The organism is Ferrimonas sp. SCSIO 43195, assembly GCF_023716685.1.
GTDB classification, from domain to species: Bacteria; Pseudomonadota; Gammaproteobacteria; order Enterobacterales; family Shewanellaceae; genus Ferrimonas; species Ferrimonas kyonanensis.
Window position 1 is genome coordinate 1,023,098 of sequence record NZ_CP072679.1, and the last position, 16,373, is coordinate 1,039,470.

Below are 16,373 nucleotides of genomic sequence, written 5' to 3' on the forward strand. Positions count from 1 at the left end.
ATAATCCGATGCATAAGCGGTTGGTTGGCTCTCAGTTTTTGCCTGCTTTGGTGCAGTGGTAAGAGCAGAGAGGGCCGAAATCCAGCCAGAAGACAAGGTTAAGAGCAGCGCTTGAGGGACAAAATGGCAAAGGCGAAATCGGCATACGTGTGCAACGACTGTGGATCCGATCATCCGCGTTGGCAGGGGCAGTGCAACGCGTGTGGCGCTTGGAATACCCTGACGGAGGTGCGTCTGGGGGCGACAAGTAAAGGACGCAGCGATCGTTTCAGCGGCTATGCCGGCGATGCTGCGTCAGCCGGAGTGCAGTTGCTCAATGAGATCAACCTGGAAGAGTTGCCTCGGTTCGGTAGTGGCTTCAGTGAGTTGGATCGGGTGCTCGGCGGCGGCATCGTTCCCGGCTCGGCCATCCTGATTGGGGGCAGCCCGGGGGCCGGTAAGTCGACGCTGCTGCTGCAGACCATGTGCAGGCTGTCCCAGGGCATGAACGCCATTTATGTGACCGGTGAGGAGTCGCTGCAGCAGGTGGCGATGCGGGCCAACCGACTGGCGTTGCCCACCGATAAGCTGAAAATGCTGTCGGAAACCTCGGTGGAGCAGATCTGCCACATCGCCGAGAAAGAGAAACCGGCGATCATGGTGATCGACTCCATTCAGGTGATGCACATGGCCGACGTCCAGTCGGCACCGGGCAGCGTGGCCCAGGTGCGGGAGAGTGCCGCCTATCTCACCCGCTTCGCCAAGCAGAATAACGTTGCCATGTTCCTGGTGGGCCACGTTACCAAAGACGGCTCCTTGGCCGGGCCTAAGGTGTTGGAGCACTGCATCGACTGCTCGGTGCTGCTCGATGGCGAAGGCGATTCCCGTTTCCGCACCATGCGCAGTCACAAAAACCGCTTTGGTGCCGTCAATGAACTGGGGGTCTTTGCCATGACCGGTCAGGGGCTGAAAGAGGTGGCCAACCCGTCGGCGATTTTCCTGTCTCGCGGTGAGGAGCAGGCACCGGGCTCGGTGGTGCTGGTGATCTGGGAGGGAACCCGGCCGCTGCTGGTGGAGCTGCAGGCGCTGGTGGATCACAGCCAGTTGGGCAACCCCAGACGGATTGCCGTTGGACTGGAGCAGAACCGGCTGGCGATGTTGCTGGCGGTATTGCACCGTCATGGCGGCCTGCAGATGTCCGATCAGGATGTGTTTGCCAATGTGGTGGGTGGCGTCAAGGTCACCGAAACCGGTGCCGATCTCAGCCTGTTGTTGGCGATGGTCTCCAGTTTTCGGGATCATGCCTTGCCCAGAGATTTGGTGGTGTTTGGTGAAGTGGGCTTGTCCGGTGAGATTCGGCCGGTACCCAACGGCGGTGAGCGCCTCAATGAAGCCGCCAAGCATGGCTTTACCCGCGCCATCGTGCCGAAAGGCAATGTGCCCCGGCAGCCGATCGCCGGCATGGAGGTGATCGGGGTGACTAAGTTGGAGCAGGCGCTGGAAGCGATTTGACGTCGATCTGGCCCGAAGCGTTTTGGCGGCGGCAGAGGGGGTTCAGATCTCCATCCACAGCTCTTCCAACTCCTTGTCGATGGAGGTGGGGCTGTGCAGCTCGATGAGCCGGCGCAGATGGATCAGGCTGTCGACGTTGATGTTGTCCCACACCAGCCCCAGCGATTGGGCGTTGATCCGTTGGATTGCGCCCTGCATCTCGATGGTGACGGTGTCGCTGAGCGGCACATGCACCGTCATGGTCTGATTCAGTTCTACGGTCATCCCTTCGGGTCTGGCCAACAGAATGCCGTGCAGGCTGAGATCCAGCACTCGGGTCGACCACTGCCGTTGGCCCTGCCACAATAATGCCGGCCCCATAAATTGCACCCGGGTAAAGTGTCGCCGTTCTTCCATCGGTTTCGTGCTCCTGATGTCGATACCCTGAGTATAGGGTTAACTTCAGAGCAGAAACAGCAACCAGGCCGCAGAATCGCCAACCCGGTCACCCTTTGAACACGGTGTTAGGCGTACTCTTTGAGCACCGCCCGCCCCAGTGTCAGTCGCTGCATCTCTTCCGAACCTCCAGAGACCCGGTCCACCCGCAGATCGCGCCAGAAGCGGCTGATGCGGTGCTCACCGGTAATGGCCGAGCCGCCAAAGACCTGCATCGCCTCGTCCACCACCTCGAAGGCGGCTTTGGCGCAGTAGAGTTTGCACATGGCGGCATCACCGGCGGTCATCATGCCGTTGTCGGCTTTCCAGGCGGTTTGATACAGCATGTTTTTCATGTTGTTCAGGTTGATGGCCATCTGGGCAAATTTGTCCTGAATCAACTGGGTCCGGGCGATGGGCTGGCCAAACTGGACTCGCTTATTGGCGTAGCGGGCGGCATCTTCAAAGGCGCAGTAGGCGCTGCCGTAGTTGGTGCAGGCGATCAGGAAGCGTTCCAGGTCGAACTCCTCCTTGACCCGTTCGAAGCCGTTGCCTTCGGTACCAAACAGGTCGCTCTCCTCCAGTTCCACCTGGTCAAACTCCACCTCGCAGCAACTGTCCATCTTCAGGCCCAGCTTAGGCAGTGGCGTGACGCTGATGCCAGGCTTGCTCATGTCGACAAAGAACTCGGAGAACACCGGCGTCATTGAAGTGGCGTCTTTGGCCATCACCACCAGGTAGGCGGCGCCGGCGGCACTGGTAATGTAGCACTTGCTGCCGTTGAGGTAGATCTTGCCGTTCTTACGCAGGTAGCTGGTTTGCAGGCTGCGCACGTCAGAGCCGGCCCCCGGTTCGGTAATGGCTGAGTTCCACATCTGTTTGCCGGTGCCCCTGAGCGCCAGAAGCTTGTTGATCTGCTCTTCGGAACCTTCCCGCAGGAAGGTGGAGAAACCGGCCATCTGATACAGCACGTAGGTGGGGGCGCCAAGGCGGCCCAGCTCTTCCCAGATCACGGTCAGGGTCAGCAAGCCGGCATCAAAACCATCGTGTTCCTCGGGCAGCAGCAGACTGTCCAGACCCATGTTCGCCAACTCTTTGACGAACCGCTCCGGATAGGTGTTGGTGTCATCGCATTCCGCAAAATAGGGTTCCCAGTTTTCCCGTTCCATCAGGTTGCGTACCCCTTGGACAAACAGCTCTTGTTCGTGGGTCAGTCTGTAGTTCATATGTCATTCACCGCTAAAGCAATCGAGGGAAGCGAGGTGTCCATTCCTGGGGCTGTGCCGGGGAGTCACAGGCTTCCAAATTCAGGTTGATCCCCTTACATCGGCGTCCGGGTACCGATCTGAGACGGGCGGTTAGCATCGGCCTGTCTGGTGTTGGACGAAGCGGACGAGGTAAGGAACCGTCATCGACGTGACGACGGCAGTGATCGATTCAGAGCACTAGCATAACACTTTCATGGTCGTGACAGGTGAACTCAGATTGGATTTCTGTTTGCTAATGGCAAGATATTTCGGTCAGAGAGGGGGAGTGCTGATGTGAAAGTTGTTCAGTTAAAACAATGGGATAAATCTAGTTTGTGGTTATTGGAGAGGAGCAAGGGCCGCCGTGGCGGCCCTTGGGGGATCAGTCGATGCGCTTGTACTTGATGCGATGCGGCTCCAGGGCGTCGGCGCCATGGGTCTTCTTCATCCACTCGCGGTATTCGCTGTAGTTGCCTTCGTAGAAGTTAACCTGCCCCTCATCCCGGTAGTCGAGGATGTGGGTGGCGATGCGATCGAGGAACCAACGGTCGTGGGAGATCACCATGGCACAGCCAGGGAATTCCAGCAGGGCGTTTTCCAGTGCCCGCAGGGTTTCGATATCCAGGTCGTTGGTGGGCTCATCCAACAGCAGCATGTTACCGCCGGCCTGCAGCAGCTTGGCCAGGTGCAGACGGCCGCGCTCACCACCGGACAATTCGCCGACGCGCTTCTGCTGGTCGGTGCCTTTGAAGTTAAAGCGGCTGACGTAGGCTCGGGACGGAATTTCAAAGCTGCCAATCTTGAGAATGTCCTGGCCACCGGACAGCTCCTGGAACACGGTTTTGCTGTCGTCCATGGAGTCACGGAACTGATCCACGGAGGCGATCTTGACGGTATCGCCCAGTTCGATGCTGCCGCTGTCGGCACTTTCGCTGCCGTTGAGCATGCGGAACAGGGTCGATTTACCGGCACCGTTGGCACCGATGATGCCGACGATGGCCCCCTTGGGAACGGAAAACGACAGATCGTTGATCAGCACCCGACCGTCGTAGGACTTGGTCAGATTATTGACCTCCAGCACCTTGTCACCCAGACGCTCACCCGGCGGAATGAACAACTCGTTGGTTTCGTTACGGCGCTGATAGTCGGTGTTGTTTAACTCTTCGAAGCGGTTCAGACGGGCCTTGTTCTTGGCTTGACGGCCTTTGGGGTTCTGGCGCACCCACTCCAGCTCTTTCTGGATTGACTTCATGTGTGCCTTTTCCTGAGCGGCTTCCTGCTCCAGACGGGCCTCTTTCTGTTCCAGCCAGGAGGAGTAGTTGCCTTCCCACGGAATCCCTTCGCCACGATCCAGTTCCAGAATCCAGCCGGCGGCGTTATCGAGGAAGTAACGGTCGTGGGTAATGGCCACCACGGTACCCGGGTACTCTTCCAGGAAGCGTTCCAGCCAAGCTACGGACTCTGCGTCCAGGTGGTTGGTGGGTTCGTCCAGCAGCAGCATGTCCGGCTTTTCCAGCAGCAGACGGGCCAGGGCCACCCGGCGGCGTTCACCACCGGACAGCACCTTAATTTTGGCGTCCCACTCTGGCAGGCGCATGGCATCGGCGGCGCGCTCCAGGGCGTTATCCAGGTTGTGGCCGTCTTTGGCGTCGATCAGCGCTTCCAGTTCACCCTGCTCCTTGGCCAGAGCATCAAAGTCGGCGTCTTCGGCGGCATAGGCGTCGTACACCTCGTTGAGGCGGGCGATGGCGCCGGCCACGTCGCTGACCGCTTCCATGACCACTTCGCGGACGGTCTTTTCCAGATCCATCTGCGGTTCCTGAGGCAGGTAGCCGACATTGATGCCGGGCATCGGCCGGGCTTCCCCTTCAAACTCGGTGTCGACGCCGGCCATGATCCGCAGCAGGGTGGATTTACCGGCACCGTTCAGACCCAGTACGCCGATCTTGGCGCCGGGAAAGAACGAGAGTGAGATGTCTTTGAGGATGTGGCGCTTAGGTGGAACCACCTTACCCACTCTGAGCATGGAATAGATGAACTGTGCCATGGAGTTTCCTATATCAAAAATCAATCAGTGCCAGTCAGGCCGGCTCCGGTGGTTGACTCCGGAGTTCCCCAGCGTGCTGGCGAGCGTCATTGGAATGGCGCCTATGATACTGGGTCGTGCGCCGGAATCCAGTAGCAGAGCCCGGATTCCGGCGACAAGGGGGGGGAATCAGCGAGATTGCGCCCAGCCGGTGGCCTTCACTTCTTTGACGAAGGAGACGATTCCCAGGGTGACGACCCCCATGATCGGCAGTCCCGAAATGATGGTGGCGGTCTGCAGTACCTCAAGCGGGCCGTTGACCACCATAATGCCCAGCGGCAGCAGGCTTAACACGAAGGCCCAGAACAGACGATTCCAACGGGCCGGCTCCTGGTCCGGAGTCAGGTGGGCGGTGGTGGTCGCGGACAGGGCGTAGCTGACGGCATCATAAGTGGTGGCCAGGAAGATGCCACACACCAGTGAGAAGGTGCCAATGAACAGCGGCGTTAACGGCAGAAACTCGGCCATTCGTACGATCACCTCACCGCCTTTGAACTGGGTAACCAGGGAGGCCACGTCCAGCTGACCGGACAGCTGCAGGTGCAATCCAAAGTTGCCGAAGATGATGTAGAAGGCGGCACAGCCGCTGGAGGCGGCCACCAGGGTCACCAGTATGGTGGCTTTGACGGTGCGGCCGCGGGATATTTTGGCAATAAAAATAGACATAAACGGTGCAAACGAGGCCCACCAGGCCCAGTAAAACACGGTCCAGTTGGAGATCAGGCCGCAGTTTTCAATGGGATCCATATTGGTGGCCATGGCAACGAAATTCGACAGTACCCGCCCCAGGGTGCTGACCCCCATCTCCATGGTGAAGACCGTCGGCCCGGTCAGCAGCACAAACGCCAGCAGTGCCACCGACAGCACCACGTTGATGTCTGACATGGCCCGCAGGCCGCGCTTAATGCCAAAAAAGGCACTCATCCCGAACACCGCGGTGACCAAAAACAGCACCAGCACTTCCATCTGCAGGCCATTGGGAATGCCGGTCAGAACACTGATGCCAGCGGCAATCACCGGGGCGCCCAGGCTCAATGAGGTGGCGGCGCCACCAATGAGGCCAATCATAAACAGAATGTCGATGACCTTGCCCACCGGGCCGTTAACCCGATCCCCAAGTACAAAATGGCAGCACTGGGAGATGTTCAGTACCGGGGTTTTCTTCACGTGAAACGAGTAGGCGATGGGAATCGCCAGGGTGGCGTACATGGCCCAGGCGATGGGCCCCCAGTGGAACATGGCGTAGGCCGAGGCCCATTCCTTGGCCTGGGCACTGCCGACTTCGGTGCCGTTGATACCCAGGTTAGACAAGTGGGCCCAGTCGAGCATGCTGCCATACATGATGCCGGAGCCGACACCGGCACACACCAGCATCGCCACCCAGCTGTAGTCGGAGTATTCGGGGGTACTGCCCAATACCTTGTTGCCATAGGGGCCGAAAGCCAGCCACAGGCACCACAGGAAGGCGCCGATCCCGGCCATGATGTACAGCCAGCCCAGTTCCTGGGTAATGAATTGGAACAGGGAGAAAATCAGGGTTTTTGAACTGTCTGGGTAGAGCAGCATGGGCACTGTGCCCAGCAACACCAGAGTAAAGGCGCCAAAAAACTTGAAGGTGTCGATATTCGGCAAAAGGGATGACGCACCATAGCCGAGGCGTGCCTCCGTAGACGGAATAGTACTCACTGCTGCTCTCCAAAGCGGGTTAGGGGGACAATGTGCCCGGTCGGGCAGAACTGGGGCGGGGAGTGACTCCCGCCCCTGGGGATCACTGCCATTCTGCCAGGGCAAAATTAAGCAGCACGGTGTCTGGGTTGTTTTTATCGATCACCCGGAATCGAACCGAGTGATCGTCCCAGCGCCAGATCTGGGTGGTAACCGTCATGCCGGGATAGCTGACGCCGGTGAAGCGCAGCTTGAACCGGGTCAACCGTTGTGGCTGGCGCTCCAGCAGGGTATTGCAGATGTGGCGACAGGCCATTCCTGATACCGCCAGCGCCATGTGGATGGGCCGATCATAGCCGTACTTCTGGGCGTAGTCCCAGTCAACGTGCAGAGGGTGATAGTTGCCCAGCAGGCGGAAGATCACCGGTTGGTTGAGGCTCAGGGTTTCGTCGATCTCATAGTCCGGCTGGCGGTCGGGGATCTCGACGATGTCTCTGGGGGCTTTTTCGCCCCCGAAACCACCATCGTAGATGGCGCAGTCCCAGTTATCGATGGTCAGCAGTTTATCGCCATGCTGGTCGTAGGTTTCGGCAATCTTCTGAGCCAGGCAGCCCCGTCCTTCACCCCGGTCATACAGGGCATTCAGGGTGATGTTGGTGGACAGGGTGCCGCTGGTTTCCAGCAGCGGTTTGTGAATCTGCATGTCGATTCCCCAATGGAGAATGCCGGCCCAGTCAAAGCCAAAATCGATGTCGGCGGTGACCTTATCGGAGGCGACGATGGTGGCGAGATACACAGGGTTAATCCGCAGATCTTGTTCGTAGGCCCAGTCCAGGTCGGTTTTGCCGTCGCTGGCGGCGCCACTGCCCAGGGCAAACACGATCAACTGGGTGATGTCATAGTCAGTATGATACGGGCCGTAGGTCTGGCCGATAGTTTCGAGCTTGATAGCCATAATTCATCTTCTCTCAATAGGAGTCAGGGCTCCTGAAGTCGTAACGTCCGCAGCCCCGTTGATGCCATCAAGGGGTGGCCGTCCCTGGCCGACTGCATTGCGAAAGTGAAACCGGTTTACTGATCGTCGGTTTTTAACAGCCCCTGTTCGATCAGAGAGGCGATGTCGCTGTCGGAGTAACCCAATTCGGACATGATGCTGCGCGAGTCCATGCCGCGTTTGGGCATGGGGCGCCAGACTTTACCCGGGTTGTTTTTAAATTTTGGAGTGACATTGAGGCCTTTGACGGTATCGCCGTCCTGAGTTTGCCATTCAATGAAATTGTTCCGGGCGACGTAATGTGGGTGTGATTCCAGCTCCGGGATGGTCAGGACCCGGGTCCCGGCAACCACCAGTTCGGCAAACAGGGCTTCACACTCTTCGATACTGCGGCCAGCGAAGAACTGATCCAGTTTTTCCTCCAGGTAGTCGGCTGCCGGGCTGTCGGCCCGAATCCCCTGAATCCCTTCTGGGTAGTCATCGCTGCCCAGCAGATGATCTTCGCCCATGACCGTCAGCATTCCCTGAATCTGTTTCCAGCCCACCAGGTCCATGACGATGTAACCGTCGTTGCACTTGTATACGCCACAGCCGACCTGAGTCGGATCCTTGCCGCGTGTTGATCTGGGGTAGAGTTTGCCGTTATTGAAATAGTCGACCATGTAGTACTGACCGACTCGCAGCAGGGCTTCGTACATGGCAACGTCGATGCTCTCCCCTTTGCCGGTGGCCTTGGCGTTGTACAAGGCGGCCAGCACTGAACTCAGTACCGTCATGCCGCTGATGTAATCACCGGTATAGGGAAAGGGGGGAATGGGTTGGTCTTTTTCACCGTTTTGAATCAGAAAACCACTGAAGGCACCGGCAATGTGGTCATAGGAAGGCAGGTTAATGTATTTGTCTTCGCCCCATTGGCCGTAGCCGGACAGGTGGGCGATCACCAGGGCGGGATTGTGTTGCCACAACAAGTCGTCGGTGATGCCGCGGCGACTGAACGCCGGCCCTTTGCTGGATTCGATAAAGACATCTGCGGTTTCGATCAGTTTCAGGAAAGCCGCTTTGCCGTCGTCGGAAAAGATGTTTAAGCACAGACTGTGAAGGTTACGACGCGAAAACTGGCTGTAGAATTCCTGTACGCGAATGGTATCGGCGTAGGCGACGTTTTCTATCCAGATCACTTCGGCGCCCCATTCGGCCATCATCTGGGCGGGAAAAGGACCGGCAATCTCCATGGCGGAAAAGACCACTCGAACACCGGTGAGTGGGCCGAATTTAGGCGTTTCAATTTTATCAGTCATAGCGCGTCGTCCTTATTCGTCTGTGAGTTAAATAAAGGTTTTGTTCTATTTTTAACTAATTTCGAGAGTGGACATTACCTGTCTGTGACTAATAAAAATACACTTTGGGTCACGTTTTTTGTTTGGTAATTTTATTTTTATTTGTTGTAGGTATTTGTGCTCTTTGTTTCTTTATTGTTTTAGAGGCGAGCAAGGCCTGTCCGGTCAGTGTATCCGGCAGGCCTATTATAAGTTAATTTGCTATAAATAAATGGAGCTTTGATTATTTACATAACCACTCTATTTATAAAGTATGTTTATTTTATTCATTGGCATAGAGACACCTTATCCAAATTTTGCCGAGCTGGTTTCATTCAAGGCCAACCCTCGGGTTTCCGGTGCCATGGTGACCGAAATAAAGAAGCCAACGAGGGAGACGACCGCCCCCATCAGCATGGTCATGGACACGCCGTACTTGGCCATAAACAGCGGCAGAGCATAGGTGGACAGAATGGTGCCGATGCGACTGAAGGCCATGACCGCACCGACGGCGGAGGCGCGTATCTCGGTGGGGAACAGTTCATTGGGGTACAGCCATTGCAGAATTCCGGGGCCGCCGGAGAAAAAGGCGTACAGGCCAAAGGCGGCAATCACCAGGCCGATGCCGGGGTTGGGAACGATGCCCAATACCGCCAGGGCGGCAGTCATGATGGCGAAACTGCCAATCAGCAGTGGCCGGCGGCCGATGGAGTTGAGCCAGTACATGGCGGGAACGCAGCCGGCAATAAAGAAGGCGCTGATCAGAATGTTTCCTAACGCCGCGTCCTTGCCATCGTGAAGTCCCAATAAGCCGATAATTTGCGGCCCAAAGGTATAAATGGCAAACATGGGAATGATTTGGCAGCTCCAGATGGTGCCGGTAAATATCACCATTCTGAGGTTTCGTTTTTCAAAAATATCCCGGTAGCGGGTGGGCTTTTTCTCCTCCACATCCAGGGCGATCTCTTTGCCAAAGTAGGTGGCCATCACCTGTTTGCACTCTTCGATTCGGCCCTTTTGCATTAGCCAACGGGGGGATTCCGGCAGATGGAAGCGGCCCAGAAGAATGACCAGACAGGGAATGACACCGCTGCCCAGCATCCAGCGCCAGCCATCTTCAAGGTCATACAGCATATAGCCGACGGCGTTGGCACAGGTGGCGCCGACGTACCACATCAGGGCGATGAACCCCATGGTAAACGCTCGGTGTCGGGTCGGAGAAAATTCGGCAACCATAGAGGTGGCAATGGGATAATCGGCACCAATGACCACGCCGATGAGAAAGCGCATGATCACCAGTTCCATCGGGGAGGAGACAAAAACGGTGGCGATGGACAGGGCGCCGATGGCGATGATGTCGATCAGAAACATCAACTTGCGGCCGAACAGATCGGCGATGTAGCCGAACAGGGCGGTGCCGACGAACAAACCGACCAGAGTCGATGCGCCCACCAATCCAATCCAGTTGGAGTCCAGTTGCATCTGTGGAATCAATTGTTCCAGAGCGATGCCGATGATGACCAGGATATAACCGTCTAGGAAGGGGCCGCCACTGCCCCAGAGCATGATCTTTCTGTGGAGTGGGGTAAACTCCATGTCATCGAATTTTTTCGCATTTTTCATTATGTGCCCTCAAATTCTGCACAGAAAGACGGTGGAGTTTATTGTCCCTAAATAGTGGTGATAATTAGCTCTTCCATTGCTGTGTTGCTTAAAAACCGATCGTGTCACTCCAGTGTCAACTCAATCCAGTAGAGGTTATCAAAACCCTTCATTGCTAACCGTGTATGATCTAACAAATACTGAATTTAATGTCTCTCTTAGTGCTTATTCTGTACTGTAAATTACAGTTTCTTGCTGCTTAATTTAGTGGTGGTTGACTGTGATTCAGTCTGGGAACGGTCTATTTAGTTTTGCCCCCCTTCTAAGAGGAACGTATTTAGTGACCGTTCACTATAGAAATAAGAGAGGCAAATCTCTTTGCCTCTCTGCATTCTTAGCCGTAGCGGTACTCGATACCGAATGTGCCCCGTGGGTATTCCCACTTTTCCAGAATGGTGTCACCACACAGGAATTTGCAGGTGCCACATTCCAGACAGCCGGCAGCGTCGAAGCGGGGGGTGCCGTCGTCAGCCAGCTTGTACAGACCGGCCGGGCAGGCGTTAACCAGCTTTTTGAACTCGTTCATGTCGGGGTTGTCTTTCAGGACAATGTGCGGGTGTCCTTCATCCACATAGAACTTGTTCACACCCAGTTTGACGTCGACGTTCACTGAATTGCTCATAGTGCCGTGACTCCTTTGAATCCGTCTTTAATCAAATTGAGGTAACCCACCTCTTTGCAGTGCTTCATCAGCATTTTCCGAATCGGCGGCGTGTCGCTGCCATCGACGGTAAACATCTCTTGCATGATGTCGGCGACCATCTTGGGGTACTGGTTAAAGATGCGTGGGTTTTCCATAAAGGCGGGCAGTTTCTGATACAGCTTCAGATCTTTCATGACAAAGCTGTCTTCCAGCAGGGTCTGGTAGCTGCCCAGGCCAGTTGCAGAGAAATCGCTGTTTTCGCGAGCGGTCAAAATGGCTTGAGCGGCGGCTTCGCCGGAAGCGATGGCCAAGTCCATGCCGCGAACGGTGTAGCCAACGTTGAGACAGAAACCGGCGGCATCACCGACAATCAGTACGCCATCATCCACCAGTTTCGGTACCATGTGCAGGCCGGCTTCCGGAACCACGTGACCGGAGTATTCGATCATCTTGCCGCCTTCGATCAACGGTTTAACCGCTGGATGATTTTTGAAGTCTTCCAGCATCTGCGGCACGGTTTTGCTGGAGGTGCCGATGTCATGAAGGCCACAGACGACACCGAGCGAGACGGTGGTTTTGTTGGTGTACAGGAATCCGCCACCCATCAGACCATTGGAGGGCGAACCGGCAAACAGCCAGGCAGCGCCTTCGTCACCACTGACGTTGAAGCGGTCCTGAATCTGGGCTTCACTGAGCTCAATCAGCTCTTTGGCACCGACGGCCATGGCACTGGCTTTCACCTTGGAGACCATACCGAGCTGTTCGCCCAGTACCGGGTTAACCCCCTCGGCCAGGATGACGGCTTTGGCGGTGAGTTCGTCGCCATCGGCTTCCACGCCCAGCACTTTGCCATTTTCGGTCAGAATCTTGTCGACGCGAATGCCGGTGATGAATTGAGCCCCGGCTTCTTCGGCCTTGGCCATCAGCCACTGGTCAAACTCGCCGCGCAGTACGGTGTAGGATTCCTGCAGGGCATTTTGATCGCGGCCGTTGTGGTAGTCGAGAGTGACGGCGCTGTCGTCGGTCAGGAAGGTCACTTTCTCCTTGGTGACTTTGCGCTCGATGGGGGCTTCACTGGCAAAGCCAGGAATGACGCGCTCCAGGCTATGACCATAGAGGCGGCCGCCGGTCATGTTTTTTGAGCCGGCGTAGTTGCCTCGTTCGATGACCAGGACGTCGGCTCCACCCTTGGCCAGAACGTAGGCGGCGATGCAACCGGCTACCCCCGCTCCGACGATGATGGTGTCAAAGGCTTCTTCAGACATAATAGTGTTACTCTTTCAGGTTGAGTCGTCCGTGGCCCGTCCTTGGGCCAAAATGTTGACAATGAACAATGGTTACGCGTTGAGAGACTCGATCAATGCTGGGATCACCTTGCCGGCATCACCCACCAGGCCGTAATCGGCGTACTGGAAAATCGGTGCATTCTTGTCTTTGTTGATGGCCACAATGGTCTGGGCACTGTTGACGCCCACCATGTGTTGAATCTGACCAGAGATGCCCACGGCAAAGTACAGTTCCGGCTTGAGCATGATGCCGGAGACACCGATGTAGCGTTCGCGCTCCATCCATTTCTCGGTTTCGGCGATGGGGCGGCTGCAGCCCATTTCAGCACCCAGCAGTGAAGCCAGCTCTTGTGCTTTTTTCAGGTTGTCCTGAGAGACGATGCCGCTGCCAACACCGACGACGCGCTTGGCTTTGCCCAGATCCACGCCTTGACCGGCTTTTTGGCGGCGCTCGACACAGGTGATGCTGTGTTTCGGAGCAACAAACTCCAGAGCCACGGTTTCGCCGCTGGCACCAGTGGCTGCAGCAGGTTCAAAAACGCCGTTGGCCAGGGTCACGATGGCGGTTTGAGAGCACAGGGTTTCTTCACCCAGTGCCAGACCGCCGTAGACCATGTGCTTGGCTTTTACTTTGGCGTCGGCAATCGTCAGTTCGCTGGCGTCGTTAAAGACACCGGCTTGCAGGCGGGCACCCAGTTTGGCGGCGATGGCTTTGCCACGGCGGGTTGCACCGATCAGAACCAGTTCGGGGCGGCCATGGGCATCGGCAGCGTGGATCATGGTGTCCACGTAGTCTTCGACGATGCGGGTGTCTGGTTTCTCTCCCAGGTGGAAGACCTGGTGGGCGCCAAGGCTGTGAGCCATGGCGACATCGGCATCGCTGCCCAGTACCAGGGCGCTGACTTTGTCACCCAGTTGCAAGCCGCCAGCGATCACTTCCGGTAGGCGTGAGTCAACGTCGCTGAAGACCCATACATTTGCCAGTTTGCTCATTCTCAATTCCTCTCAATTAGTTGGCGGCTTTACGCAGTAGCTCGGTGAATTCGGCGATTTGGTCGTCGCCGTCGCCTTCAATGATGTGACGCTGGCGCTGTTGCTGTTCCGGCGCCTTGATGGAGACCAGTTCAGCCACTGCCGGTTGCTCTTCCAGAGCCAGATCCGCCAGGCTCAGAGTGGTGGTGGGCTTTTTGGCCGCACCCAGAATCGCTTTCATGGATGGGATTTGAGGCTCGTTAATGTCGGCAGAAACCGAGACCACGGCGGGCAGGGCAATTTCCAGTACCTCAACCTCGTCATCCAACTCTCGCTCAACCCGCAGGATGCCGGCGTCGCTGGAGAGAATCTTGCTAACACCGTTGATGGTGGGCAGGCCCAATTTTTCGCCTAGCAGCAAGCCCACTTGTTGGGCATACAGGTCGCCAGAGCCGTCACCGCAAAGAATCAGGTCAAACTCTGACTTGGCCGCGGCAGCCGCCAATACGTGCGCGGTTTGATGGGGCAGCGATTGTTGCAGGCTGTCGTCGACCACAATGGTCAGGGCATCGGGGCCACGAGACAGAATGTCCTTACGGGCCTTTGGGTTCTCCAGGGCTTTGCCGCCCATGCTCAGGGCGGTGATGTGTCCTTCACCGGCTGCGGCTTTCAGTTGTACCGCCGCTTCTACCGCGCTGAGATCAAATTGGCTGATTTTCAGGGAGGCTTTGCTGGTATCGATGGCGCCGTCGGAGGTTACGGCGATGTCCTGCTCTTCAGGAACCAGCTTGTAACACGCAATAATTTTCATTGTCTCTCCAGTGTGATTCTCGCAATGTTTGAGGCTAAGCCGGGTTCAATTCAGTGAACGCCTGGCGCTATTTCCTTAGGTGTGTGACCCGAAATTCATAGCGAGGATAGCGGTGTTTTTTGCGCTATATCTCGAATGTTGTTCGTGAGTCTCACTGTATAAACAAGCAAACTTAAAAAGCGGTGAAAAGAAAACTTACTGCCGTTTTTTGTGGGAGTAAAAATATTCATTTCCTGCATTTTTGTGTGCTGCCGTTTCCTGTTTTTAATTAATACCGCCGTACCCGATTTGAGAGCAATCGAAACCGGCGTTCGAACAGTGCAAATGTTATCTGTGTCACAAAAAATACCGTTCGAGCCATTTTGTGGTGAGTGATTTTTGCTCTAAAAATAAATATCGGCCGACAAAGTGTGACCAGCTTCAAGAAATGCTCGTATTAACCTTACTCGCTAAAGGGGAAGTGTGACCTGGGGCTGTTTTTTCCTGAAATCCGATATGCATAATGCAATCAACCTAAAATGGAGGTGATTTGGATGAATAAGAAAATAATGTCTTTACCCATTGCTTTATTACTGGTTAGCCAATCAGTTTCAGCAGTTGAGGTAGCGGGTAATGTTCGGGTTAATTACAATTGGAAAGATTATAGTGAGACGTCAAAAGCCACGTCCGGCGACTTTGACTTCAATATGTTCGCTATCAAACTTTCCGAGAACTTCGATGATTACGGGGTGACGGCAGAGTATCGCTTTACCGATTCCTACGACTACCTGAAGTACGCCTATGCTTACTGGAATGCCAGCGAAGATCTGACCTTCAAACTGGGTGTGGTTGACAAGGCGTTTGGTAACAAGAACTTTGCTTCTCACAACTGGTGGTACAGCCTGAACTACTACCTGGGTTTTGAAGATGACTGGGGTGTGGGTGCCAACCTGAGCTACGTAAAAGGGCCATGGGAAACTGAGTTTTCTTTCCACCAGGGCTCAACTTACAGCGGCAGTGATTATCGGAACTACGCCGGTACCGTGGGCTCGGGCACCATCGGTGACAACACCTACAATAACGAAGAGCGTAATACCTTCGACCTGCGTCAGTCCTATCGTCTCAGCGGTGAAGGTTACGAATTGCTGTTGGGCGCATCGCTGGAGTACGGACAACTGTACAACAGTGTTGAGAATGAGTCCGGTGACACCCTGACCTGGGCCGCACACGGTGATTTCAGCTACGGCGACTGGGGTCTGCAACTGCAGTACCTGGACTACAGCTTCGATCAGTATGACGACGGCAGTGTCGATACCAATAAAATTGGCATCGGTGCCGTGACCGGCTTCTATGAAGTGGCCAGCGAAGGCAAAATCCTGACCGCCAATATTGCGAAGAAGTTCCCAATGAGCTGGGGCACAATTACGGTTTATAACGACTACAGTGTATTGCAGCCGGATCAAGCGGGCTTCGATGACTCAATCCTGAACTCCACCGGTTTCTCTGTCTCTTATAAGAGCTTCTTTGTCTATGTAGATTATTACAATGCCAAGAACACTCTGTGGCTGGGTGGCAATAGCCTGGGCCTCGAGCAGAGCAGCGATGACTGGAATGGTCGTTTCAACATAAATCTTCAATATTATTTCTGATAAATGAGATGCAGTACTGATTTCATTTTTAAGAGAGTGAGTATTTAAGTACTTTTAATTTAGACCTCTTTGCCAGCTAAATTATAAATCGAAGTAAATATTGTCAATATCAATATCGATGTTGTCACGGAGACCTTTTTGTCTAGTGAAAAGGTCAA

13 protein-coding genes are annotated in these 16,373 nt (G+C 55.4%); 2 read left to right on the forward strand and 11 right to left on the reverse strand.

Annotated features, from left to right (window positions below; all coding sequences use genetic code 11):
- Positions 1 to 123: 123 nt before the first annotated feature.
- Positions 124 to 1,491, forward strand: a complete 1,368-nt coding sequence (radA, locus tag J8Z22_RS04910; RefSeq protein WP_252009167.1) for a DNA repair protein RadA — start codon at positions 124 to 126, stop codon at positions 1,489 to 1,491.
- A 42-nt stretch (positions 1,492 to 1,533) separates the two neighbouring features.
- Here the strand turns inward: radA and J8Z22_RS04915 are convergent, their stop codons facing one another.
- The 11 genes from J8Z22_RS04915 to fixA all read right to left on the reverse strand — a co-directional run bounded on the left by J8Z22_RS04915 (position 1,534) and on the right by fixA (position 14,587).
- Positions 1,534 to 1,887 (reverse strand): PilZ domain-containing protein, encoded by a 354-nt coding sequence (locus J8Z22_RS04915; RefSeq protein WP_028113894.1) that lies wholly within the window; start codon positions 1,885 to 1,887, stop codon positions 1,534 to 1,536.
- Positions 1,888 to 1,994: 107 nt separating this feature from the next.
- Positions 1,995 to 3,131 carry a crotonobetainyl-CoA dehydrogenase gene (caiA, locus tag J8Z22_RS04920; protein WP_028113893.1) on the reverse strand — a complete coding sequence of 379 codons (1,137 nt, stop codon included), beginning with the start codon at positions 3,129 to 3,131 and terminating at the stop codon, positions 1,995 to 1,997.
- Between the two features lie 403 nt (positions 3,132 to 3,534).
- Positions 3,535 to 5,199 (reverse strand): energy-dependent translational throttle protein EttA, encoded by a 1,665-nt coding sequence (gene ettA / locus J8Z22_RS04925; protein ID WP_028113892.1) that lies wholly within the window; start codon positions 5,197 to 5,199, stop codon positions 3,535 to 3,537.
- A 168-nt stretch (positions 5,200 to 5,367) separates the two neighbouring features.
- Positions 5,368 to 6,924, reverse strand: coding sequence for a BCCT family transporter (locus J8Z22_RS04930; RefSeq protein ID WP_252009170.1), 1,557 nt, complete (start codon positions 6,922 to 6,924; stop codon positions 5,368 to 5,370).
- 82 nt (positions 6,925 to 7,006) lie between these two features.
- Positions 7,007 to 7,858, reverse strand: a complete 852-nt coding sequence (locus J8Z22_RS04935) for a MaoC/PaaZ C-terminal domain-containing protein (RefSeq protein ID WP_028113891.1) — start codon at positions 7,856 to 7,858, stop codon at positions 7,007 to 7,009.
- A gap of 116 nt (positions 7,859 to 7,974) precedes the next feature.
- A complete protein-coding gene (gene caiB / locus J8Z22_RS04940; RefSeq protein WP_028113890.1) occupies positions 7,975 to 9,195 on the reverse strand; it encodes an L-carnitine CoA-transferase in 1,221 nt (406 codons plus the stop codon).
- Positions 9,196 to 9,519: 324 nt separating this feature from the next.
- Complete coding sequence (locus J8Z22_RS04945) at positions 9,520 to 10,836, reverse strand: MFS transporter (protein ID WP_028113889.1); 1,317 nt, start codon at positions 10,834 to 10,836, stop codon at positions 9,520 to 9,522.
- A 373-nt stretch (positions 10,837 to 11,209) separates the two neighbouring features.
- The gene (locus J8Z22_RS04950) at positions 11,210 to 11,497 is read right to left on the reverse strand and encodes a 4Fe-4S dicluster domain-containing protein (RefSeq protein ID WP_028113888.1); all 288 of its coding nucleotides are present in this window, start codon (positions 11,495 to 11,497) and stop codon (positions 11,210 to 11,212) included.
- On the reverse strand, positions 11,494 to 12,783 hold the full coding sequence (locus tag J8Z22_RS04955; RefSeq protein ID WP_252009173.1) for an FAD-dependent oxidoreductase: 1,290 nt from the start codon (positions 12,781 to 12,783) through the stop codon (positions 11,494 to 11,496). The genes J8Z22_RS04950 and J8Z22_RS04955 overlap by 4 nt, the downstream gene beginning before the upstream one ends.
- A gap of 72 nt (positions 12,784 to 12,855) precedes the next feature.
- Positions 12,856 to 13,797: an FAD-binding protein gene (locus tag J8Z22_RS04960; protein WP_028113886.1), complete on the reverse strand. Its 942-nt coding sequence runs from the start codon at positions 13,795 to 13,797 to the stop codon at positions 12,856 to 12,858.
- A 16-nt stretch (positions 13,798 to 13,813) separates the two neighbouring features.
- Positions 13,814 to 14,587, reverse strand: coding sequence for a putative electron transfer flavoprotein FixA (gene fixA / locus J8Z22_RS04965; protein WP_028113885.1), 774 nt, complete (start codon positions 14,585 to 14,587; stop codon positions 13,814 to 13,816).
- 686 nt (positions 14,588 to 15,273) lie between these two features.
- On the opposite strand from fixA, the gene J8Z22_RS04970 reads away from it, so the two are divergent.
- The gene (locus J8Z22_RS04970) at positions 15,274 to 16,215 is read left to right on the forward strand and encodes a hypothetical protein (RefSeq protein WP_252009176.1); all 942 of its coding nucleotides are present in this window, start codon (positions 15,274 to 15,276) and stop codon (positions 16,213 to 16,215) included.
- Positions 16,216 to 16,373 lie beyond the last annotated feature (158 nt).